15 protein-coding genes are annotated in these 21,670 nt (G+C 66.5%); 5 read left to right on the top strand and 10 right to left on the bottom strand.

The window, feature by feature from the left end:
- Positions 1 to 51: 51 nt before the first annotated feature.
- Positions 52 to 3,162, bottom strand: coding sequence for an efflux RND transporter permease subunit (locus CS1BSM3_RS02050; RefSeq protein WP_072385702.1), 3,111 nt, complete (start codon positions 3,160 to 3,162; stop codon positions 52 to 54).
- A gap of 83 nt (positions 3,163 to 3,245) precedes the next feature.
- Positions 3,246 to 4,322: an efflux RND transporter periplasmic adaptor subunit gene (locus CS1BSM3_RS02045; protein WP_072385319.1), complete on the bottom strand. Its 1,077-nt coding sequence runs from the start codon at positions 4,320 to 4,322 to the stop codon at positions 3,246 to 3,248.
- Between the two features lie 428 nt (positions 4,323 to 4,750).
- Here CS1BSM3_RS02045 and CS1BSM3_RS02040 point away from each other — a divergent pair, with 428 nt between their 5' ends.
- From CS1BSM3_RS02040 to CS1BSM3_RS02030, 3 genes are all read left to right on the top strand, one after another.
- Positions 4,751 to 5,827, top strand: coding sequence for a tartrate dehydrogenase (locus CS1BSM3_RS02040; RefSeq protein WP_072385318.1), 1,077 nt, complete (start codon positions 4,751 to 4,753; stop codon positions 5,825 to 5,827).
- 169 nt (positions 5,828 to 5,996) lie between these two features.
- Entirely contained in the window at positions 5,997 to 6,989 is a 993-nt protein-coding gene (locus tag CS1BSM3_RS02035; protein WP_072385317.1) for a TAXI family TRAP transporter solute-binding subunit, read from the top strand.
- A gap of 98 nt (positions 6,990 to 7,087) precedes the next feature.
- Positions 7,088 to 9,220: a TRAP transporter permease gene (locus CS1BSM3_RS02030; RefSeq protein ID WP_143149047.1), complete on the top strand. Its 2,133-nt coding sequence runs from the start codon at positions 7,088 to 7,090 to the stop codon at positions 9,218 to 9,220.
- Here the strand turns inward: CS1BSM3_RS02030 and CS1BSM3_RS02025 are convergent, their stop codons facing one another.
- Both CS1BSM3_RS02025 and CS1BSM3_RS02020 read right to left on the bottom strand, forming a co-directional pair.
- Positions 9,221 to 9,988, bottom strand: coding sequence for a sulfite exporter TauE/SafE family protein (locus CS1BSM3_RS02025; RefSeq protein WP_072385316.1), 768 nt, complete (start codon positions 9,986 to 9,988; stop codon positions 9,221 to 9,223). It lies immediately after the preceding gene.
- Between the two features lie 299 nt (positions 9,989 to 10,287).
- Complete coding sequence (locus tag CS1BSM3_RS02020; RefSeq protein WP_072385315.1) at positions 10,288 to 10,923, bottom strand: 2-hydroxychromene-2-carboxylate isomerase; 636 nt, start codon at positions 10,921 to 10,923, stop codon at positions 10,288 to 10,290.
- Between the two features lie 131 nt (positions 10,924 to 11,054).
- On the opposite strand from CS1BSM3_RS02020, the gene CS1BSM3_RS02015 reads away from it, so the two are divergent.
- Entirely contained in the window at positions 11,055 to 12,524 is a 1,470-nt protein-coding gene (locus tag CS1BSM3_RS02015) for an FAD/NAD(P)-binding protein (protein ID WP_072385314.1), read from the top strand.
- 3 nt (positions 12,525 to 12,527) lie between these two features.
- Here the strand turns inward: CS1BSM3_RS02015 and CS1BSM3_RS02010 are convergent, their stop codons facing one another.
- From CS1BSM3_RS02010 to CS1BSM3_RS01995, 4 genes are all read right to left on the bottom strand, one after another.
- A complete protein-coding gene (locus tag CS1BSM3_RS02010) occupies positions 12,528 to 14,024 on the bottom strand; it encodes a tripartite tricarboxylate transporter permease (RefSeq protein WP_072385313.1) in 1,497 nt (498 codons plus the stop codon).
- A gap of 12 nt (positions 14,025 to 14,036) precedes the next feature.
- Entirely contained in the window at positions 14,037 to 14,522 is a 486-nt protein-coding gene (locus CS1BSM3_RS02005) for a tripartite tricarboxylate transporter TctB family protein (RefSeq protein WP_072385312.1), read from the bottom strand.
- A gap of 106 nt (positions 14,523 to 14,628) precedes the next feature.
- Positions 14,629 to 15,618 carry a Bug family tripartite tricarboxylate transporter substrate binding protein gene (locus CS1BSM3_RS02000; RefSeq protein ID WP_072385311.1) on the bottom strand — a complete coding sequence of 330 codons (990 nt, stop codon included), beginning with the start codon at positions 15,616 to 15,618 and terminating at the stop codon, positions 14,629 to 14,631.
- 88 nt (positions 15,619 to 15,706) lie between these two features.
- The gene (locus CS1BSM3_RS01995; RefSeq protein ID WP_072385310.1) at positions 15,707 to 17,080 is read right to left on the bottom strand and encodes an amidase; all 1,374 of its coding nucleotides are present in this window, start codon (positions 17,078 to 17,080) and stop codon (positions 15,707 to 15,709) included.
- A 437-nt stretch (positions 17,081 to 17,517) separates the two neighbouring features.
- Here CS1BSM3_RS01995 and CS1BSM3_RS01990 point away from each other — a divergent pair, with 437 nt between their 5' ends.
- Positions 17,518 to 18,567, top strand: a complete 1,050-nt coding sequence (locus CS1BSM3_RS01990; protein WP_072385309.1) for a hypothetical protein — start codon at positions 17,518 to 17,520, stop codon at positions 18,565 to 18,567.
- A gap of 350 nt (positions 18,568 to 18,917) precedes the next feature.
- Here CS1BSM3_RS01990 and CS1BSM3_RS01985 read toward each other — a convergent pair whose 3' ends face one another.
- The gene (locus CS1BSM3_RS01985) at positions 18,918 to 20,120 is read right to left on the bottom strand and encodes a 3-oxoadipyl-CoA thiolase (protein ID WP_072385308.1); all 1,203 of its coding nucleotides are present in this window, start codon (positions 20,118 to 20,120) and stop codon (positions 18,918 to 18,920) included.
- Between the two features lie 82 nt (positions 20,121 to 20,202).
- Complete coding sequence (locus tag CS1BSM3_RS01980) at positions 20,203 to 21,606, bottom strand: SLC13 family permease (protein ID WP_072385307.1); 1,404 nt, start codon at positions 21,604 to 21,606, stop codon at positions 20,203 to 20,205.
- Positions 21,607 to 21,670 lie beyond the last annotated feature (64 nt).

The raw sequence follows: 21,670 nt of genomic DNA, 5'->3' as shown, positions 1-21,670 counted from the left end.
CCTTCGGCGCTGGGGGAGGGGGATTGCGATTCCATTTTGATCGAACAGACTCTAGGTCGTGGTCTGGGGCTGCCTCGGCGCGGCCTTGAGCTCGTCGATCAGGATCTGTGTCTCGTGCGCCCTCGGCTTCGAGAGCGGCGCTAGGATGCGGTAGGCGACGGGCACGAGGAACAGCGTGAAGATCGTCGCGAAGCCGAGCCCGCCGATGATCACCCAGCCGAGTGCGAGACGCGCCTCAGCACCCGCGCCGGTCGCGATGACGAGCGGGAAGGCACCGACCACCGCGGCGAGCGCCGTCATCATCACGGGTCTCAGGCGCGTGACAGCGGCCGTGCGGATGGCATCCGGGACGCTCCAGCCCTCGTCGCGCTTCTGATCGGCGAACTCGACCATGAGAATGCCGTTCTTGGCCATGACGCCGACCAGCAGGACGAGGCCGATCTGGCTGTAGACGTTCAGCGAGCCGCCGCTCAGCACGATCGCGAATATTGCAGCAGCCAGTCCGAACGGCACCGTCACCATGATGACGAGCGCGCTGACCACGCTCTCGAACTGCGCGGCAAGCACCAGGAACACGATCAGGAACGCCGTCGCGAACACGAACGCCGTGCTCCGCGAGGTCTCGGATAGCGTACGGGCCTCGCCGAGCAGCGTGATCGACATGTCCGGCCCGAGCACTTCGGGCGCGACCGTGCGCAGGGTCTGGACGGCATCGCTGAGATAGGTGCCCTCGGCGAGCTGTGCGCTCACCGGGACGGCGCGGCGCCGGCTTTCGCGCGCGAGCGTCGGCGCGATCGCGACCTCTTCCATCTTCACGAGCGTCGACAGGGCGACGAACCGGCCGTTCCCGGTCTTCACGAACAGGTTGTTGAGGTCCGACGGATCGTCGATCGGCCGACCGCCGGGCTTGACCTGGATCTCGACGATCTCCTCGCCGATGAAGAGGTCGGCCGCCTTGGAATAGTCGACCATGGTGTTGATGAGGCTCGTTATGGCTTCGATCGGCACGCCGAGCTTGGTCGCCGCCTCGCGGTCAATGCGGACGGAGAGCTGCGGCTGCGTGGTCTCGAAGTCGGTGCGCGCCGTGCGGAAGCCCGGCATCTGCGAGAGCCGCTGTGCGAGTGCCGTCGCGGCATCGGCGATCTTATCGTAGTCGGTGCCGGTCACGGCGAACCTCAGGCCCTGTCCGCCGCCGCGGATGCCGAGGCTGTTCGGCGAGCGCATGGAGATCGAGAGGCCGGCGATGTTGGCGAATTTCGTCTGCAGCTCGGCCTGGATTTCCTGCTGACTGCGCTTGCGCTCGCGCCAGGGCGCCAGCGGAGCCACGATCGCGGCGCGGTTCGCGCCGCCCCGCCCGATGGTCGTTAGGACGCCGGTGACCTCACCCTTCTTCTTGAGCTCGTCGAGGGCTTCCTCGACCGGCGCGATCTTGCGCGCGACATAGTCGAGGTTGCTGCCCTGCTGCGCGGTGATGTTAATGTTGATCACGCTGCGGTCCTCCGTCGGCGTGATCTCGCTCGGCACGAGGAGGAAGGCAGCGTAGGCCGCGGCGCCGAACGCGAGGCAGCCGGCGACCACGATCCAGCGCAGCTTCAGGCACCATTCGAGTATGTTCGCATAGAAGCGGCCGAAGACCGTGGCAATGCGGTTCAAGCGGCTGGGGGTCGTCGACTCGGCGTGGTATCCGGTGCCGATCTTGGCCGCGAGCATCGGGCAGAGCGTCAGCGCGACGAACGACGAGACCGTCACCGAGAACGCCATCACGAACCCGAACTCGGAGAACAGGCTGCCGACAATGCCCGGCATGAACGATACGGGAATGAACACGGCCGCGAGGGTCACGGTGGTGGCCAGCACGGCGAAAACGATCTCGCGCGTACCGATGACGGCGGCCGCGCGCGGACCGGCACCCATGGCACGGTGACGCGCAATGTTCTCGATGACGATGATGGCGTCGTCGACCACGAGGCCGGTCGCCACGACCAGCGCCAGCAGCGTGATGATGTTGAGCGAGAAGCCGGCCATCCAGATGGCCGCCAGCGTGCCGATGAGGGAGATCGGGATTGCGACGGTCGGTGCGATCGTGGCGTGGATCGAGGCCAGGAAGATCAGGATCACGATGATCACGATCACGCTGGCGATGATCAGGCTGACCACGACCTCGCGCACGGCTTCATCGATGAAGACCGCATCGTCGGAGACGATGGAGATGTCCACGCCCGGCGGCAGGCTGCGCTTCAGCTCCGCGATCGCGGCGCGTATGCCCTCGGATATGCCGATCGTGTTGGACTGGGCCTGGCGGATGATCTCCACGCCGACGGCCGTCTTGCCGTCGTGGCGCGTGATGGCGGTCGCATCCTGGTAACCCCAGCGGACGAAGGCGACATCGGAGACGCGCGTCGCGGCGTTGATCTCGAGCGCGCCCACTTCCTCGGGCGTCTGGATCGGGGCCTCGGCCTTGACGAGTAGCTGCTGCGTCGGGTTGTCGAGCGCGCCCGAGGGCCCGGTTATGGAGGCCTTGCCGATCGCGGTCATCAAGTCGGAGAGCGCGAGGCCGCGCGCCGCGAGGGCGACCTGATTGATGCGAACTTCGATCGTGCGCGCGCGAAGGCCGAAGGAGGTGGCCGAGGCGACGCCTTCCACGGCCGCCAGACGATCCTCGATGACGTTCTTGACGAGATCGGTCAGCTCGCTCTCGGAGAGCTTCTCCGCCGCGATCACGAGGCGCATGATCGGCGTCGCGTCGGCATCCGCCTTGACGACGGTTGGGTCGTCACGCATGTCGGACGGAAGCTGGCGGCGGATGCCGGAGACGGCATCGCGGACGTCCATGGCGGCCGAGTCGAGCTTGGTGCTGCTCGAGAACTCGATCGTCACGCGACTCGAGCCGTAGGACGAGGTGGACGAGATCGAGCTGACGCCCTGGACGCGCGAGACCGCGGCCTCGATGATCGCGGTGATCTGGGCATCCATGGTTTGCGGGGTTGCGCCATCGTAGGTGGCACGCACCGTCACGATGGGGCGATCCACGTCCGGCAGCTCGCGGATCTCGATGCCCTGCAGCGCGGCATAGCCGGCGACGATGATGAGCAGGTTCAGCACGACCGTGAGCACGGGCCGGCGGATGAAGGTGCCGACCCAGCCGCCGTCATCGGGCGGCATCGGACGTGGATCGGGCGCTGTCGACGTCATGGCGGCATTCCATCGAATAGGAGGACGGAGAGGAGGGGGCTCGCTCGCGTGGCTCAGGAGCCCTGCGGTTTCACAGTCTGGCCGGGGCGGAGTTGGTCGCCGCCTTCGTGGATCACCTTGTCGCCGGCTTTGAGTGCCGCATCGACCATGACGCGGTCGCCGTTGCGCGAGACGATCGCGATGTCGACGCGTTCGACGGCATTGGCGGGCGTGAGCCGCCACACGAAAGCGCCGCGGCGATCCCACTGCACGGCGAGGCCGGGCACGAGCGGCGCGTCCTGGCCCGGGAGGCGGACGCTGATCGAGAACGTCGAGCCGGGGATGAGCGTGAGTGTCGGGTTCGGGACCTCGCCGCGAACGGCGAGCGTGCGCGTGTCGGGATCGATGCGCGTGCCGACGGCTTCGATCGAGCCGTCATAAACTTCGCCGGAGCGCGTCACGAGGCTGGCGCGGAGCGGGAGCCCCTTCTTGATCAGGGGCGCAACGGACTCGGGCACCGTGAACTCCACGAGCAGGGACGTGCGGTCGTCGAGCGTGGCGATCGATGTCCCGACGCCGATGTAGTCGCCGATCTGCAGGGTCGTGAGGCCGATGATGCCGGCGAACGGCGCGCGGATGGTCAGGCGATCGAGCTCCTCGCGCGCACGGCGCAGCGCGGCATCAGCAACCTTGAGCGCCGTCTCGGCCTCGGCGCGGGCAACACGCGTGACAACGCCTTCGGAGAGCTGCTTCAGGCGCTCGACGGCATCGGCCGCCTGCGAGCGCTGGGCTTCGGCCGTCTCGACGGCGATCTTTTCGGTTTCGGCGTGGAGCTGCACGAGCGCCTGGTTGGCTTCGACCATGGTGCCGCCTTCGAACAGCACTTTCTCGACGACGCCCGCGTGCCGGCTCGCAATGGTGACCTGGCGGCGTGCGCGGCCAGAGCCGACGGCCGCGACGCGCTCATTGATCGGCACGAGCTGGATATCGACGAGTGTGACCGGCGGCGGTCCGACGGCGCGCCCGCGTCCGCGCTGCTGCGCATCCGCGCTTCCGGCGGCGATCACCAGGACGCTGCAGGCGGCCGTCAGCATCAGCGCAATGGCCATCGGCGTCCGCACATTGAAACTCGGCAGCGTTCGGCTCCACATGAGAAGGTCCCTCGACATATTGCGTCGCGCTCAACATCTCGGCGCGCGCAGCCCACCCCGTTGCGACTATACGAATTCAGAACGCTCGGAATAACCGTATCCGTCGCCCCCTGTTCCATTGCCGAACCGGACACTGCCCGGGCTCGGCCATCTGCCGTATGGCGCGTCGCCGAGACCAAGGTCCAGCATCAAGACCCAAGATCAAGGAAAGACAGGCGATTTCGTTCTTTCCCGGGTTGACTAACCGGCGAGGCGCTGGCATTAGGGCCCAATCATCGCCGTCGCGGACGTGAGCCCCAATAAGATTCCGCCGCAGCAGTCGTGCCCCGGTCTACGGGGCCGGTGATGTGTCATTTCGCGATGCAGTCTCTGGCTGCGCCGTCACCCGGAAATGCCCAGTTCAAGTTTCCGCTTCAGGAGGCGACGGAATGAAGACGTATTCGATCGCGGCCATTCCCGGCGATGGCATCGGTAAAGAGGTCATTGCGGCCGGCCTCAAGGTGCTGGATGCGCTCGCGGCCCGCGATGGCGGCTTCAAACTTGATGTGCGTTCGTATGATTGGGGCTCGGACTACTACCGCAAGACCGGGCGCATGATGCCCGAGGACGGGCTGTCACAAATCCGCAATGCGGATGCCATCTTCTTCGGTGCGGTCGGGGCGCCCGACGTGCCGGATCACATCACGCTCTGGGGCCTGAGACTCGCGATTTGCCAGCCCTTCGACCAGTACGCCAATGTCCGACCGACGCGCATTCTGCCGGGTATTGCGAGCCCGCTCGCCGGGGTGACGGCCAAGGACCTCGACTGGGTGATCGTGCGCGAGAACTCGGAAGGCGAGTATGCCGGCGTCGGCGGCCGGGCGCACCGCGGCCTGCCCGAGGAAGTGGCGACCGACGTTGCGGTGTTCACGCGCGCGGGCGTCGAGCGCATCATGCGCTTCGCCTTCAAGCTCGCGCAGTCGCGGCCGAGGAAGCTGCTCACCATCGTCACCAAGTCGAACGCACAGCGTCACGGAATGGTCATGTGGGACGAGATCGCCGCCGAGGTGGCGAAGGATTTCCCCGATGTCACGACCGACAAGATGCTCGTCGATGCCATGACCGTGCGCATGACGCTGAAGCCCGGTTCGCTCGACACGATCGTCGCGACCAATCTGCACGCCGACATCCTGTCCGATCTCGCATCGGCGCTCTCGGGCTCGATCGGCGTCGCGCCGACGGCGAACATCAATCCCGAGCGGCGATTTCCCTCCATGTTCGAGCCCATCCACGGCTCGGCCTTCGACATCACGGGCAAGGGCATCGCCAATCCGATCGGCACATTCTGGTCGGCGGTGATGATGCTCGAGCACCTCGGCGAGAAGCCGGCCGCGCAGCGTCTCATGCGCGCGATCGAGCGCGCGACGGCAAACCCGGACCTGCACACGCCGGATCTCGGCGGGCGCGCGACCACCGATGCGGTCACGGACGGCGTCTGCGCAGTGATCCGCGCTGATAACGCTTAATACCAAAAGCAGGGCGACATCGGGGATCGGCGCCGCTAATAGGAAACTAACGAGCACAAGCCGACCGGTCTCCGGCGGCAGGAAAAGCTCCAACAAGCATGCGGGCGCGGAGAAAAATCCGCGGTCGAAGGGATCAGCCAAGTTCAACGTCCAGAGGAAAACTAGAGATATGCGGAATAAACTGACGAAACTTTTGGCGCTTCCGCTGGCCCTTTTCGGGCTTTCCGCTACGGCCGGCGCGCAGACCCCGGATCCGAGCTGGCCTCAGGCCCTGACGCTCGGGACGGCATCGGTGGGCGGCACCTACTTCGTCTACGGCCAGGTCTGGGCATCGCTGGTCAACGGCAAGATCGGCACGAAGATCAGCACCCAGCAGACCCAGGGGCCGAACCAGAACATCATTCTCACCGACAGCCGCCAGATCGACTTCGGCATGACGACCATGGGCGTCGCGCTGCAGGCCTGGACGGGTGAGGGCGCCTGGACCAAGGGGCAGAAGTACAACAACATTCGGGCGATCTTCCCGATGTACGACACGCCCTTCCACTTCATCACGCTCGAGAAGTCGCCGATCAAGGCGGTCGCCGACATCGCCGGCAAGCGCGCCGGCGTCGGCCCGCGCGCTGGCACGTGCGGCACCTACTTCCCGATGATGTTCGACACGCTCGGCGTCAAGGCGACGATCCGCAATGGCCAGGGCTCAGACATGGCCGCCAACCTGCAGGACGGACTGATCGACGTGTTCCCGTTCTGCGCGGGCGTGCCGATCGCGGCCTACTCCGAGCTCGAGACCACCAACAAGGTCCGCTTCTTCACGTTCACGGCGGACGAGCTCGCGAAGCTGAAGAAGGCGATGCCCGAGCTTTCGGACTCGGTGATCCCGAAGGGCACCTACAAGCAGCAGGCCGAGGACCACAAGACGGTCGGCGTCTACAACTTCGCGATTGCGCACAAGGACGTCCCCGACAGCCTCGTCTATGCCGTCGTCAAGGCCGTGCTCGAGAGCAATCCCGACATGGTCAAAGGGCACGCTGCTGCCAAAGAGACGCTGACGGAGAACTGGGACCGCAACACGTTCCTCCCCTTCCATCCGGGTGCTGTGAAGTACTTCCAGGAGAAGGGCATCAAGCTTCCGGAGAAGCTGCTTCCGCCCAAGGGCTGAGGTCTTCGGCAGGAGTATCGAACGGGTCGCGGCTTTGCCGCGGCCCGTTCGGCTATCAGCACAAGCGGTAACGAAATTCAGCCAAGGGGCAGGGCGCCGTGAGTACGAATCTGAAAGATACAGACCTCGAGGTGAAAGCTCCCGTTGCGGATGAGGAGTTCATCGGCACCCGGCGTGTTCTGCGAAGCTGGGAGGCGCAGTTCGTCGCTGCTCTCTGCATCACTTTCACGCTTTTCCATCTCTTCGTGCTCAACGTCTATTCCCTCGAGCCGCTGCTCTTTCGCGCCGTCCACGTTGGTTGGGGTCTGGCGATCGGCTTCCTCATCTCGGCGCCGTTCCTGCGCGCCGGCGCTGACGGCATTCCCTGGTACGACTGGATCCTCGCCGCCGCTTCTGCCGCCTGCGCCTTCTACATCTGGTGGGAGCTCGACGGCCTTCTGTTCCGTGCCGGTGCGCAGTTCACGCCCGGTGATGTGATCACGGGCGTTGTCGGAACGCTCCTCGTCCTCGAAATCTCACGCCGCATGACCGGCCTTGCGCTGCCGATCATCGCCGGCGTCTTCATCATCTACTGCTTCGTCGGCCCCTGGATGCCAGGCGTGCTGCGCCACAACGGCTTCGCCATCGATCGCTTCTTCACGTACATCTACAGCGAGTACGGCATCTTCGGCGTCACCACGCAGGTCTCCTCGACCTACATCATTCTGTTCGTGACGTTTGCCGCTTTCCTGCAGGTCTCGAAGGCCGGCGACTACATCAACGACGCGAGCAATGCGCTGTTCGGCTGGGCGCGCGGCGGACCCGCCAAGGCGTGCGTGGCGTCCGGCGTCGCGTTCGGCGCCATCTCGGGCTCGGCTGTCGCCAACGTCGTTGCCTCGGGCATGGTGACGATCCCCATGATGCGCAAGGTCGGCTATGACCGGCCGACGGCTGCCGCCATCGAGGCAACGTCATCGACAGGTGGACAGATCACGCCGCCGGTGCTCGGCGCCGGTGCGTTCCTCATGGCCGAGATCACCGGCATTCCCTATACGACCATCGCGGTCGCGGCGATCATCCCCTGCCTTCTCTTCTACATCGCTTGCTGGATCCACGTGGACCTCCACGCGATCCGTCTCGGCGTGCGCGGCCTTCCCTTCTCCGAGCTGCCGCCGATCAAGGCGATCCTGCCGCGTATCTACCTGCTCGCGCCGATCTTCGTGCTCGTCTGGGTGCTGCTCGACGGCTACTCGCCCTTCCGCGCCGGCTCACTCGGTATCGTCGCGGCCCTCATCTGCGGTGCGATCGCCCTCTGGTTCAAGGACTTCAAAGCCGACGGCAGCGTCAGCACGGACGGCGCTGATACGTTTGCGGCAATGCTGTTCAGCGGCGTCGTGCGCTTCGTCGTGTTGGCCGGTCTCGGCTTTGGAATGGCGGCGCTCATGCTGCACGTCCTGCCGGCGCTGCCGCAGTCCGTTTCGCTTGCCGCTTCGATTGCTCTCGTCGCCGTGCCGGCACTGCTGTTCGGCTGGCGGCGTTCGCTCGAGGCGCTCGAGAAGGCGGCACGTGACAGCATCCAGCTCGTCGCGGTGTGTGCCTGTGCCGGCATCATCGTCGGTGTTGTCGCGCTGACCGGTGTTGGCGGCCGTTTCTCCGAGCTCATTCTGACGGTCGCCGGGGCCAATCAACTCCTTGCCATGGTCTTCGCGGCCATGGTTGCACTCGTCCTCGGCATGGGCATGCCGACGACGGCTGCGTACGCGATCGCCGCTGCGGTCATTGCGCCCGGCCTTTCGCGCATGGGCGTGCAGCCGCTGGTCGCCCACATGTTCGTCTTCTACTTCGCGGTGATCTCGGCGATCACACCGCCCGTTGCGCTCGCGTCCTTTGCTGCCGCCGGCATGGCGCAGGCAGATCCATGGAAGACGTCGTGGATCGCGGTGAAGTTTGGCCTCGCCACGTTCCTCGTGCCTTTCATGTTCTACTACTCGCCCGTCCTGCTCATGCAGGGAGAATGGCCGGCTATCGCACAGGCCGTCGTCACGGCGGCCATCGGCGTGTGGTTCCTGGCGGGCGCATCCGAAGGGTGGTTCGGCGGGCGGCTCGCCATGCCGCTGAGGCTCGCCATGGCTGTCGCCGCACTTTGCATGCTGCACCCGGGCTCGTTCTCGGATCTGCTCGGTCTCGGCATCGGCGTGCCGATCTACGCTTACCAGCGCATGCGCGGGGGTGGCACCGCGCAGGCGGCCTGATCAGGACGCGAGGTAGTCGCGGAGCGACGCGAGCAGCGTCGCAATGCCGATGAGCGCCAGCGTGGCCATGGCGGCGTGACGGAAGTGGCGTGCGCCGCCATAGGCGAAGTAGTGGCTCCCGAGCAGGATGGAGCCGCCGTAGACGGGCAGCAGCAGCAGCCCGATGACGATCGCCTTCTGCGTGAACAGGCCGAAGTACAGAAGCGGCAGCAGCGAGGAGAGCGAGACCGCCGTCATGAGCGCGAGCACGTTGCCGCGCTGCTGGGTCGGCGTGCCGGGTCGTGAGAGGATGACGGCGACGACGGGTGGCCCGCCGATGCCGGCGGCGCCTTGAATGAGGCCGCCGGCCACGCCGGCGCCGACGAGGATGGGGCGTCCGACCTGTTGCTCGAGCTTCCAGCCCCGCATGAGCATCGCCACCATGAGGACGACGAGCGCCGAGATCACCACCTTCATGAGCGCGGGGCTTACGCTCACCAGGATCCAGGTGCCGAGCGGCGTGCTGAGCAGGATGGCGAGCGAGATCGGCGTCACGATCGGGCGCTCGGACGTGCGGATGGCATCCGGCAGGAGCTGCAGCAGCGTCGGAATGCCGACGACGCTCATGGCGGCGACGGCGAGGCGGGGCTCATAGGCGAGACTGAGCACGGGAATGGTGACCAGCGCGGCGCCGAAGCCGACAAAGCCGCGCATGAAACCGCCGATGAACGCCGCCAGGCACACGGCGACAAAGCGCACGTCGAGCGGCACCCCGAAGAATTCCGGCACGTCGTCCCCTCCCGGCCCATGCGCGATCGGCGTGCATGATGGCGGGATGAATGCCCCTTTGGCTAGCGCCACCATGGAAGGGAGGCGCGCCCGGGATGCATGAGGGGGCCGAGCGATGCTCCAGAGCCTGTTCGATCAAAATAGGATCGCAATCCCCTCCCCCTTGTGGGGAGGGGTTAGGGGTGGGGGGAATCCCTGCCGCTGGCGTTCTGCAATCCCCCCCTCCTAGCCTCCCCCACAAGGGGGGAGGATTAGAGTGGTGTGCGGCGCGACGCGCGTCCGTATGACGTGAACATGCTCTAGGGCTTGAGCCCGGCCCGCTTCTTGGCGAGCGCCCGATCGACGAAGCCGAGCCGGTCCTGGCCCCAGAAGATCTCGCCATCGAGCACGAAGGAGGGGGCGCCGAACACGCCGAGGGCGAGGGCTTCGTCGCTGTACGTGCGATAGAGATCCTGCACACGAGGGCTCTGCTCGGCGGCGACGAGGGCTGCGCCGTCATAGCCGTTCTCGTCGGCAATCTGCCGCCGCGTCTCGGGGAGCGCGATGTCGCGTTCCTCGGCCCAGACGGCGCGCAGGATCGCGTGCGAGAGCGGGAAGGCATCGAGGCCCTGGTCCTGCGCGGCGATCACCATCCAGCCCGCATATTTGTTCCAATTGGGATCGGCAGGCATCTGATGCGGATAGTGACGAGGCTTGAGCACGAGCGGTAAGCCGAGATATTCGCTCCAGCGCTGAAGCTCGAGATCGTGATAGGCGCGCCGCGGCGCCACGCGCGTGCGGATCGGAACACCGCCGGTCTTCGGCACGACGGCCTGGAAGTCGAAGGGCTTGAGCAGGAGGCGCACGCGATGGCGGCGCACGATGTCCTGAAGCTGGGGGCCGGCGAGATAGGCCCAGGGCGAGGACAGGCTATAGTAGCAATGAAGCTCGATCATGGGCGCGCTCCTCTAGTGTCCCTATCTGTAAGTTCGCCCCACCTCGATGCTGGCGTCCCGAGCGAATTTCGGAATCAAAAGGGACACTAGAATCATAACCTTGCTAGTGTGATGGCGATACGGGGACCAGAATGGCCGAGATCTGGCAGGGCGTGAAGAGCGTGCGCGACGAGGAGGCGCTGGCCATTCTGGCGAGGCGCGCCCGCCACGATCTCGAAATGCTCAACTATCCGCCGGCCGACTGGGTTCCTGAGGCCGCGGGCCCCGATGGCAAGCCGATGCTGGATGCGTTGATCGTCGGCGGCGGCATGTGCGGGCAGACGGCGGCGTTCGCGCTCATGCGCGAGGGTGTGCGCAAAGTGCGCGTGATCGACCGCTGCGCGCGTGGGGACGAAGGCCCATGGGGCACATACGCGCGCATGGAGATCCTGCGCTCGCCGAAGCATCTCACCGGGCCTGATCTCGGCGTGCCGTCGCTGACCTTTCGCGCGTGGTACGAGGCGCAGCACGGCGAGGACGGCTGGGCGCAGCTCTACAAGGTCGGGCGGATCGATTGGCGCGATTATCTGCTGTGGGTGCGCGATACAGTCGGCGTCGAGGTCGAGAACGGAACGGCGCTCGTGGCGATCGAGCCGACGGCGTCGAGCGTGCGCGCGACGCTCGAAAGCGCCAAGGGGCGAGAGGACATCTGGGCGCGCAAGATCGTGCTGGCGGGCGGGCGCGATGGTGCCGGCGCGCTGAGGCTGCCGCAGTTTCCGGGCCTCGATCGCGCGAGCGCCGAGGCGCGCCGTCGCGTGCTGCATTCGACGGATGGCATCGAGCCTGAGGATTTTACGGGGAAGCGTGTTGGTGTGCTCGGTGCCGGCGCCTCGGCCTTCGATTGTGCGGCGACCGCGCTCGAAGGTGGCGCTGCCGAGGTCGCGATGTTCGTGCGCCGCCCGCATCTGCCGCAAGTCAACAAGTCGAAGGGCGCATCGTATCCAGGCTTTCTGCGCGCATTCGGAAGCCTCAGCGATGCGGACCGCTGGCGGCTGCAGGCCTACATCTTCGGCGAGCAGGCGCCACCGCCGCACGAGTCCGTGCTGCGCTGTGACGTGCATCCGAATTTCTCGATCCGTTTTGCCGAGCCGTGGACCGATGTGCAGCCGGATGCCGCGGGTGTGCGCGTCGTGACGGCCAAAGGGCGGTTCGATTTCGACGCTGTGATTCTCGCGACGGGCTTCGACATCGATCTGGAGAAGCATCCGCTTCTCGCGCCGCTCGCCGGCAACATCCTGCTGTGGCGAGACCGTATCGCCCCTGAGCTTGCCGCGCAGGATCCGGAATGCGCGCGCCATCCTTATCTCGGCGCCGGCTTCGAACTGATCGCGCATGAGCCCGATCGAATGCAGGTCCTCGACCGCATTCACATGTTCAATGTCGGCGCCACGATGAGCCATGCGGCCCTTGCCGGCGACATCCCGGGCCTCCAGATCGGCGCGCGGCGCCTCGCCGACGCCATCGTCGCGCATCTGTTCGAGGAGAGCCTGCCGGAGCTCGAGGCGCGGCTTCGCGCACATGATGAGCGCGAGCTGGCACCCACCCGCTATCTCGTTCCCTGATGCTTATTCGCGGAAAGCTTCCTCGCGTCCCTTGCGGATCGACGGCAGCAGCACCGCGAGCATGAAGAGCAGGCTCACGAGCAGGAAGCCCGCGCAGACGGGGCGCTCGAGGAAAATCCACCAGCTCCCGCGCGAGACGACGAGCGATCGGCGGAAGTTCTCCTCGATGTGCGGCGCCAGGATCACGCCGAGAATGAGCGGCGCGGGCTCGCAGCCGATCTTCGGCAGCAGGTAGCCGACCACGCCGAAGAGCGCCATGACCATCACGTCGAACGTCGAATTGTTCACGCTGTAGGCGCCGATGCAGCAGAAGATGAGAATGGCGAGATAGAGATAGCGGTAGGGCACGTTGAGCAGCATCACCCACAGCCGGATGAGCGGCAGGTTGATGATGACCAGCATGAGATTGCCGATCCACATGGAGGCAATCATGGCCCAGAAGAGATCGGGCCGCTCGACCATGAGCTTCGGTCCCGGCACGATGCCGTGGATGGTCATGGCAGCGAGCATGAGCGCCATCACGGCATTCGAGGGGAGGCCGAGCGTCAGCAGCGGAATGAACGAGGTCTGCGCGCCGGCGTTGTTGGCGGCCTCTGGCGCGGCGACGCCCTCCACGGCGCCGTTGCCGAACTCCTGCGGGCGCTTGGACCACTTCTTTTCGATGACATAGGCGCCGAACGAGGCAATGAGCGCGCCGCCGCCCGGCAGCACGCCGAGGAGCGAGCCGATTGCCGTGCCACGCAGGACGGCCGGCGTCGCGCGCCGCGCTTCCTCACGGTTCGGCCAGAGCGAGGTCACGGGCTGGACCTCCGGTTTGCCAAAGGTGCGCGCGAGATTGGAGATGACCTCGCCGACGCCGAAGAGACCCATGGCGAGCGCGACGAAGCTGATGCCCTCGGAAAGCTGCGGAATGCCGAACGTGAAGCGCGACTGGCCGGTCGTGATGTCGGTGCCGACGAGACCGAGCACGAGCCCGACGAGCACCATGACGATCGAGCGGACGACTGAGCCTTGTGCCAGCACGACCGCCGCGATCAGGCCGAAGATCATGAGGCCGAAGTAGTCGGGTGACTGGAAGGTGCTCGCGATCCACACCATGGGCGCGGAGAAGATCGCGATGATGAAGGTCGCGACCGTGCCGGCGAAGAACGAGCCGAGGGCTGCAATCGCAAGCGCGGCGCCGGCGCGGCCCTTGCGCGCCATGGCGTGGCCGTCGAGACAGGTGACGACGGAGGAGCTTTCACCTGGAATGTTGACGAGGATCGCGGTCGTCGAGCCGCCGTACTGCGCGCCGTAGTAGAGGCCCGCGAGCATGATGAGCGCGGCGACGGGCGGCAGCGTGAACGTGATCGGCAGCAGCATCGCGATGGTCGCGACGGGACCGAGACCGGGCAGCACGCCGACGAGCGTGCCGATGAGCGCGCCGAGGAAGCAGAACAGCAGGTTCTGCGGCGTGATCGCCAGCTCGAAGCCATATGCCAGTTGACCGAAAAGCTCCATTGCCCCCGGTCCTCAGAACCACCAGACGGGGATGGAAATCTTCAGGAAGTAGACGAAGAGGCTCCAGGAAAAGGCGGAGAGGATCACGCCGGACATGAGCAGCGAGAGGATCGTGTTGCCGTAGGCCGCAGGTCCCGCGACGATAACCGTCGCGATGATCGCGACGATGAGGCCTGCACGATCGAGCAGCAGCGCGAATGTGACGATCCCGCCGACAACGAGCAGAAGCGGCCGCCACGCAATGTCCGTATCGACGGCCTCGCGCGAGCGCCCGGCGCGCAGGAGGAGCAGCCCGCCGAGTCCGAGAAGCAGCAGGCCGGCAACGAGCGGCACGTAGCCGGCGCCGATGCGTCCTGCGCGACCGAGGCCGTAGTCGGCGCTGATATAGAGGGCGGATGCGGCGAACAGGATGGTCGCCACGCCCGCCCACAGGTCGGTCTTGCCGCGCCATCCCCTGCCGATCTCGGCAGAGAGGCGGGGCGCTTCTTCGGAGGACATTGGCTAGTGTCCCTTTTGATTCCGAAGTTCGCTCGATGCCGTGCCGCGAGCGCGGGCGGATTTCTCGATCATCACACGAGCCTCGATCAGGGATGCGGCGGCCGACTCAGTCCACCGTCGCGCCTGACTTCTTCACGACCTCGGCCCACTGCGCGCGGTCCTTCTTGATGGTCGCGCGGAACTGGTCCGCCGTCTCGTAGCGCACGGCATTGCCGATGCCGGCAAGCTTCGCGACCACTTCCTTGTCCTCGAGCACGGCCTTGATCGCGGCATTGAACTTGCTGACGATCGCCGGATCGAGGCCCTTGGGGCCGAGCATGCCGTACCACGTCACGCTCTCGAAGCCCGGGATTGCGGCTTCCGCGATCGTCGGGATGTCGGGCAGCAGTGGCACGCGCTTCGACGTCGACATGCCGAGTAGGCGGAGCGTGCCGGCCTTGTGCTGGCCGAGCACGGTCTGAAGCTGGGCGAACTGGCAGCAGGTCTCGCCATTGAGCATGGCCTGGATGGCCGCCGGGCTGCCCTTGTAGGGGATGTGCACCATGTCGATGCCGGCCGCGACATTGAACTGCGCGAAGCCGAGATGCGTCGAGGCGCCGTTGCCGGATGAGCCGTAGTTCTGCTTGCCCGGCTGCTTCTTGATGATCTCGATGAACTCCTTGACGTCCTTGGCGTCGACCACCTTCGGATTGACCGTGATCACGTTCGGGACATCGACGATCGGAGCGATCGGCGTGAAGTCGCTCTCGACGTCGAAGCTGAGCTTCTTGTAGAGCGACGCGTTGATGCCGTGGGTGCCGGCCGTGCCGAAGATGAAGGTGTAGCCGTCCGGCGCGGCTTTCGCGACGATCTCGGAGGCGAGGTTGCCGCCGGCGCCGGCTTTGTAGTCGAAGACGATCGTGGTGCCGAGCTCCTTCTCGAGCGGCGCCTGGATGATGCGGGCGATGATGTCGAGGCCGGAGCCAGCCGGGAAGCCTTGGACGATCGTGATGGGCTTGGTTGGCCAGGACTGAGCGGCCGCCGCGCCGCAGAACAGAGCCGAGACAACAACGGCCAAGCCTATGCGGCTCAGCGACGCGAGGCGCGAGACGGACATGACGGAGCTCCCTTTGTATGCGGTCGTTATCTAACGATGGGCGGCAGAGCCGAGGCCCGTCAAGCCCGAATGTATGCCGCTAAAGTGCTCAGTCTGCTGAAGCTGGCTGCAGAATTCCCTCCAATGCGGCCGAGATCGCGAGCGTGCGCCGGTCGGTGCCGCCCTGGCCGATCACCATGAGGCCGGTCGGCGCATCGCCGGCGCGATGCATGGGGATCGAGATCCCGCAGCAGTCGAGAATGTTGAACATCATCGGGTTGCGCAGGATGAGCAGATTGATGCGGGTGTAGTCGGCCTCGCTGGCCACCTCGTCGATGCGGGGCGCGATGATCGCGGTCGTCGGCATGATGACGGCATCGAAGTCGGCGGTCGCTTCGTTGTAGGCTTTGATGGCCGCGGCGCGGCGCTCGAGGAGGCCGATGTAGAAGGCGGCATCCTGCTCTGCGCCGCGCATGATGCGCATGAGCACGCGCGGATCGTACTGCTCGCGGCGCCTGGCGATGAGCTCGCGATGCCAGGCGTAGCTCTCGGCGCCCGAGATGCCGCCCTTGTCGGTCATCTCGGCAATGCGCTTGAGAACGGGGAGCGGCGCGCGGGTGACGACGGCGCCGGCATCCGAGATGCGCCGGAGCGCGGCATCGAACGCGGCGGCAACGTGCGCATCGAGGCTGTCGAGCACGATGGTCTCGGGCACGAGCAGGCGCAGGCCCTCGAGCGGCACTTTCGCCAGCGGTGCGGGCGCTTCAGCAGCAAAGATCGCGTCCATGATCGCGCAGCAGTCGACCGTGCGTGCGATCGGCCCGATCGAGTCGAGCGACGTTGCGAGCGGCACGACGCCGTCGATCGGCACGCGCCGCGCCGTCGGCTTCCAGCCCGTGACGCCGTTGAAGGATGCAGGCACGCGGCACGAGCCGCCGGTGTCCGTTCCGAGCGCGCCATGCGCCATGCCATCGGCTACAGCGACGCCCGAGCCCGAGGACGAGCCGCCCGGCACGCGGCGTTCATTGCGTGCCCACGGCGATGCCGGCGTGCCGTAGTGCGGATTGATGCCGAGACCCGAGTAGGCGAACTCGGTCATGTTCGCGCGGCCGATGAAGATGAAGCCGGCGCGGCGCAGGCGCGCGACCGATGGGGCGTCGTGCGTAGCGAGCGGCGCATCGGCGAGCGCGCGCGAGCCGGCAGCCGTGACCTCGCCAGCGATGTCCGCGAGATCCTTGATCGCCACAGGAATGCCGGCATAGGGCGAAGGCGCCGCGCCGACACGGCGGAGGCCATCCATGGCATCGGCCGCCGCGCGGGCGCGATCGGCGTGGACCTTTATGAACGTGCGCGCGCCTTCGCCGGCCGGATCCTCGATGCGCGCGAGACAGTCCTCGACGATCTTGCGGCTGGTCGTGGCGCCGGTCGCGAGATCGCGGGCAAGGCTCGAAAGTGTGGGCTGGCGGCGGGGCATTTCGGGCATCCTCTCAATTCTGCTCCCACGGCTTTCGGCACGCCGCGGCCGCTCAGCATGGGCGGGAGGCCAGCATCCGCGCAAGATGTCCGCGTGCAGGATTTCGCTGCACGATGATGCGCGATGCGGCGTCATGGCATCGGCTATTCCCGTGCTTTGAGCGCCACGGGGCAAACTCTTTCTTGTCCGTACATAGAGCAGCGTGTAGTTTGTTCATGCGGCATGGTGAGGCAGCCGCCTGATGCTGTCCCAGCGAGGGGTCGAGGGAAGGGCAAATCGGGCGAGGCAGGGTGTGGTGCGTACTCGAACGGCTCGGGGGACGGGGTCTCCAGTAGTGCAGTTTGCAGCCCAGGGCGCAGGCAAGCGCTCGAGGGCACGTACGTGCGGGTTCACCCAAGTGCCTTGGCGCCACATGGAACGGCGCCGGCGATGAACTGGGAGGCCCGATGAGCAGCCGGACATCAGCCAAAAGTGTCGTTCCAGGCAGCGCGCGCGAATTCGGCCGGCGCCATGGAAATGCCGCATCTGCAAGCGCTTATGGCGAAGCGCGAGACATTGTCCGCGGTGCCGAGCAGGCCAAGGGGGCCCTGCCGCCGACCGAGATGCCACCCCGGCAAGCCACATCGGAGAGAGACTGGTTTCCGCGCACGCGGACAGCCGAGGAACTCCGGGCCCGCTTCCAGGACGGCCAGCAGATCGGGACGCACGCCGCGTGGGGGAATCCAGTGAATCCGGGGGGCAGGCGCCTCACGGATTTCGATCTGGATGAGCAAGAGGAGCGTCTGCGTATGCCTGAGCCCATGCCCACATCATGGCTCTCACCCATCCAGCCACAGCCGCCGAGCGCCATCATGCGCCACGTTACCGGCGCCGCGCTGGGCCTGACCGTCGGGCTCGCCCTCTCGGTGCCCGTCGTGCTTTGGCAGAAAGGGCGGATCGATCCCGTCGGCTCGTTCACTCAGATGGCCGCCAATTTCGGGCTTGCCGTAGCGGCGCCCACGCCCTCGGCGTCGGTCGCTACGTCCGTGCACGAGCCGGTGGCCGAGACGCCGCGTGCGCTATCGGTCACGGCGCCGCCGCCGGTGACGGCAACGGCAGTGCCCGGCACGATCATGGTGCCCGTCGAGGCCGTGCGCCCGGCGCAGCAGCGTCCGGCGACGGCTTCAGCGGCCGTGGCGGTTCTGCAGCCGGTGGCCGTTGAGACCACGCCGGTCCAGTCCGAGGCGGCCAAGGCCGAGGCTATGCTCGATGATGCCCGTCGCCTGATCGGTGACGGCGATTTCCGCACGGCCCGCAGCCTGCTCGAGGATCAGACCGTCGCTGCGATGCCGGCGGCCCGCTTCCTGCTCGCCGAGACCTACGATCCGAATTTCCTCGCGGCGCGCGGCGTGCGCAGTGTTCGCGCCGAGGTGCCGAAAGCGATCGAACTCTATCGCGAGGCTCTCGACGGCGGCATCGAGGCCGCACGTCAGCGCATCAGCGCGCTGCGGCCTTAGTTTTTCTTGCCGCGGGCTGCTGGGAAGAGGTGCTGCCGCTTTCTGGCGTGGCACGATGCCCACGGCAGCCATATCGACAGTGCAGCGTATGAGGCGCCCCACTTCCCCTTCTCCCCGTGCTTACGGGGAGAAGGTCGGGATGAGGGGCAGGAACTTGCGCGACGTCAGCGTATGCCGCTGCCCCTCACCCTAACCCTCTCCCCGCAAGCGGGGAGAGGGGATGATGGTGTGCTCGCCGCAAGCGCGATTGTCATTAAAGGCGGGTGGGTCCGGGAGGGTGTCCCCCCCGGTTGGGGTGTGGGGCGAAAGCCCCACTCGCGAAGCGATCAGCAGCCCGCGGCAAATAAAAATCAAGCCCGCTCGATGACCATGGCAATGCCCTGGCCGACGCCAATGCACATGGAGACGAGCGCGTACTTGCCGCCCGTGCGCTGAAGCTGGCGCGCGGCGGTGAGTGCGATGCGCCCGCCCGAGGCGCCGAGCGGATGGCCGACGGCGATCGCGCCGCCATTCGGGTTCACGCGGCTGTCCTTGAAATCGACGTCGAGGCCCTTGAGGCACGCGAGAACCTGCGCGGCAAAGGCCTCGTTGATCTCGATGACGTCCATGTCCTTGATGTCGAGGCCGGCGCGCTCGAGCGCCTTCTTGGCGGCGGGCACGGGGCCGAAGCCCATGGTGCGCGGAGCAACGCCCGCGACGCCCGACGAGACGATGCGCGCGATCGGCTTGGCGCCGGCTTTGTCACCGGCCTTGCGGCTCGCGAGCATGAGCGCCACGGCACCATCATTGATGCCCGAAGCATTGCCGGCCGTGGTCACGCCGCCTTCGTAGAGCGGGCGCAGCTTCTTGAGCGCGTCGAGCGTCGTCTCCGGGCGCGGATGCTCGTCCTCGGCGATGACCACATCGGGCTTGCCGCGTACGCCGGGGATGGTGAGCGCGCTGATCTCGCCTGCAAAGAATCCGTCGGCCTTCGCCTTGGCATAGGACTGCTGCGACTTGATCGCGTAGGCATCGCAGTCCTCGCGTGCGATCTGGTAGTCGCGGGCGAGATTGTCGGCCGTCTCGGGCATGGTGTCGGCGCCGAAGGCCTTCTCGAGTTTCGGGTTCGGGAAGCGCGCGCCGATGGCGCTATCGAATACCTTGAAGTCCTTGCCGAAGGCCTGCTCGCTCTTGCCGACGACGAAGGGCGCGCGCGTCATGCTCTCGACGCCGCCGGCGACGAACACATCGCCTTCGCCGCAGGTGATGGCGTGCGCCGAGGAGATGATGGCATTGAGGCCCGAGCCGCAGTTGCGCTGGAAGACCGCACCCGGCACCTCGATCGGCAAGCCGGCGAGCAGGATCGCGTGACGCGCAATGCAGCGGCTGTCCTCGCCGGCCTGGCTGGCGCAGCCCATGTTCACGTCGTCGATGGCTTCAGCAGCGAAGGGCGAACGGCCGACGACTTCCTTGATGACGCTCGCCAGCATGTCGTCCGGGCGGACTTTCGAGAGGCTGCCGGCATGGCGGCCGAAAGGCGTGCGGGCGCCGTCATAGATGTAGGCATCGAGCATTTGCGTCTCCTTCCCTGGGACTTGAGGGGATGCTGTGAATTGTTGGCGCCACCATGCCACGCCGCTGCCGGCCGCGCGAGGCCTATGGCATGACGCCGAGGATCTTGAGCCATGCGATCTGCAAGGGCGCGATGACAATGAGACCGGTCACCGCAAGCAGGATCAGGATCCTGAGCGTGGAGGGCGCCGCGACCTTGCCCATCATGAGGCCGACCATGACGGGGACGGCTTCGAAAGGAAAGAACAGGGCCTGCAGGCCGGTCAGCTCGGCGATGATGCCGGCGGTCATCGGCAGGCCGCTCGCGGCCTCGATGGCGGGCAGCGTCGGTGTCACGATGGCAATGGCGCCGACGACGGTCGCGAATGTCGCGATCACGGACGCTGCAACCGTGATGAGCATGAAGCCATAGACGGGTGTGGCGCCGGACGCGGGCACGAGCTGCGTGAGGCCCTGCGCGATCATGGTGCCGGCGCCGGAATGCGTGAGTACGGTCGCGACGCCGAGCACGGCCGCGAGCGAGAAGACCGACGTGAGCTTGTTGAGGTCCACCGCATCTTCGAGCCGGGCGAGGGCGAGGCCCGGGATGAGACATACCAAGCCGGCTGCCAGCGCGATCCAGCCCGGCTTTATGTGGTGGACGAAGTCGAGCATCCAGAGCAGCACGGTGATCGAGAGCAGGACAGCGAGGCGCCGCGCGGCAGGGCTCAGTGCATTCGGGCTCTCCTCGGTGGCGGTATCGACCTGCGGCGGAGGCGCCGGCAGGAGCAGGCAGACGGCCGCCCAGAACAGGAGGCCTTTCACGATGCCGAGGATCGGCAGGCACATGAGCAGGTAAGGGCCATATTGAAGTGTGGGAACGCCCATGCCTTCGAGTGCGCCGAGCGCAATGATGTTCGTGAGGTTCGCCGGCAGGATGGCGTAGCTCGTCAGGTAGTTGCCGGCGACGGCCGTGAGGATGATGCCGATGTAGCCGCGCGAGCCCGGCGCGTAGCCGGCTTCTTTCGCAGCGGCCATCAGGATCGGCAATGTGATCGCAAGGCGGCCCATGGTCGTCGGGACGATGAAGCTCAACGCGCCCGAGCCGATGAGCACGCCGGCAATGAAGCGCGGATAGGTCGCGACGCCGCTCATGAGTGCACGCGCGACATAGCGGCCGAGGCCCGTGCGCTCGGCGGCGCCGCCGATCATCAGGCCGCCGAAGACGAGCGCAGCAGCATTCGACCAGAAGCCCGAGAGGAGCGGGATCGTCGGGGCGATGTTCGTTGCGAGTGCGAGAGCAAAGAAGATGGCACCCGAGTGCAGGGCCGGGAGTGCTGCCGTCGCCCAGAGCGCCACCGTGAAGGCGACAATGGCGAGGCCGGTCATGGCATTCGGCGTGCCCGCAGGCGGCGGGAGCTGGGAGACGATCAACGCGGCCAATGCAAAGAGCACGACGAGCGCGAGCTTCCTCGGCGCAAGGTCGATCCCGAGAATGCGGGCGCTCATGCGTTCCCCCGCCCGCGTGCGTGCACGCGCGGCTTCCGCCTCTCATTGATCACTGCTGGCCCCC

Source organism: Hyphomicrobium sp. CS1BSMeth3 (genome assembly GCF_900117415.1).
Lineage (GTDB): Bacteria > Pseudomonadota > Alphaproteobacteria > Rhizobiales > Hyphomicrobiaceae.
This window is presented reverse-complemented; position numbering and strand designations above follow the sequence as displayed.

What these genes read in the sequence shown, in the direction of transcription:
- CS1BSM3_RS02050 (WP_072385702.1), bottom strand. Translation starts at nt 3,162, where the DNA reads ATGCCGCCCGATGACGGCGGCTGGGTCGGCACCTTCATCCGCCGGCCC.
- CS1BSM3_RS02045 (WP_072385319.1), bottom strand. Translation starts at nt 4,322, where the DNA reads ATGTGGAGCCGAACGCTGCCGAGTTTCAATGTGCGGACGCCGATGGCC.
- CS1BSM3_RS02040 (WP_072385318.1), top strand. Translation starts at nt 4,751, where the DNA reads ATGAAGACGTATTCGATCGCGGCCATTCCCGGCGATGGCATCGGTAAA.
- CS1BSM3_RS02035 (WP_072385317.1), top strand. Translation starts at nt 5,997, where the DNA reads ATGCGGAATAAACTGACGAAACTTTTGGCGCTTCCGCTGGCCCTTTTC.
- CS1BSM3_RS02020 (WP_072385315.1), bottom strand. Translation starts at nt 10,923, where the DNA reads ATGATCGAGCTTCATTGCTACTATAGCCTGTCCTCGCCCTGGGCCTAT.
- CS1BSM3_RS02015 (WP_072385314.1), top strand. Translation starts at nt 11,055, where the DNA reads ATGGCCGAGATCTGGCAGGGCGTGAAGAGCGTGCGCGACGAGGAGGCG.
- CS1BSM3_RS02010 (WP_072385313.1), bottom strand. Translation starts at nt 14,024, where the DNA reads ATGGAGCTTTTCGGTCAACTGGCATATGGCTTCGAGCTGGCGATCACG.
- CS1BSM3_RS02005 (WP_072385312.1), bottom strand. Translation starts at nt 14,522, where the DNA reads ATGTCCTCCGAAGAAGCGCCCCGCCTCTCTGCCGAGATCGGCAGGGGA.
- CS1BSM3_RS02000 (WP_072385311.1), bottom strand. Translation starts at nt 15,618, where the DNA reads ATGTCCGTCTCGCGCCTCGCGTCGCTGAGCCGCATAGGCTTGGCCGTT.
- CS1BSM3_RS01995 (WP_072385310.1), bottom strand. Translation starts at nt 17,080, where the DNA reads ATGCCCGAAATGCCCCGCCGCCAGCCCACACTTTCGAGCCTTGCCCGC.
- CS1BSM3_RS01990 (WP_072385309.1), top strand. Translation starts at nt 17,518, where the DNA reads ATGAGCAGCCGGACATCAGCCAAAAGTGTCGTTCCAGGCAGCGCGCGC.
- CS1BSM3_RS01985 (WP_072385308.1), bottom strand. Translation starts at nt 20,120, where the DNA reads ATGCTCGATGCCTACATCTATGACGGCGCCCGCACGCCTTTCGGCCGC.
- CS1BSM3_RS01980 (WP_072385307.1), bottom strand. Translation starts at nt 21,606, where the DNA reads ATGAGCGCCCGCATTCTCGGGATCGACCTTGCGCCGAGGAAGCTCGCG.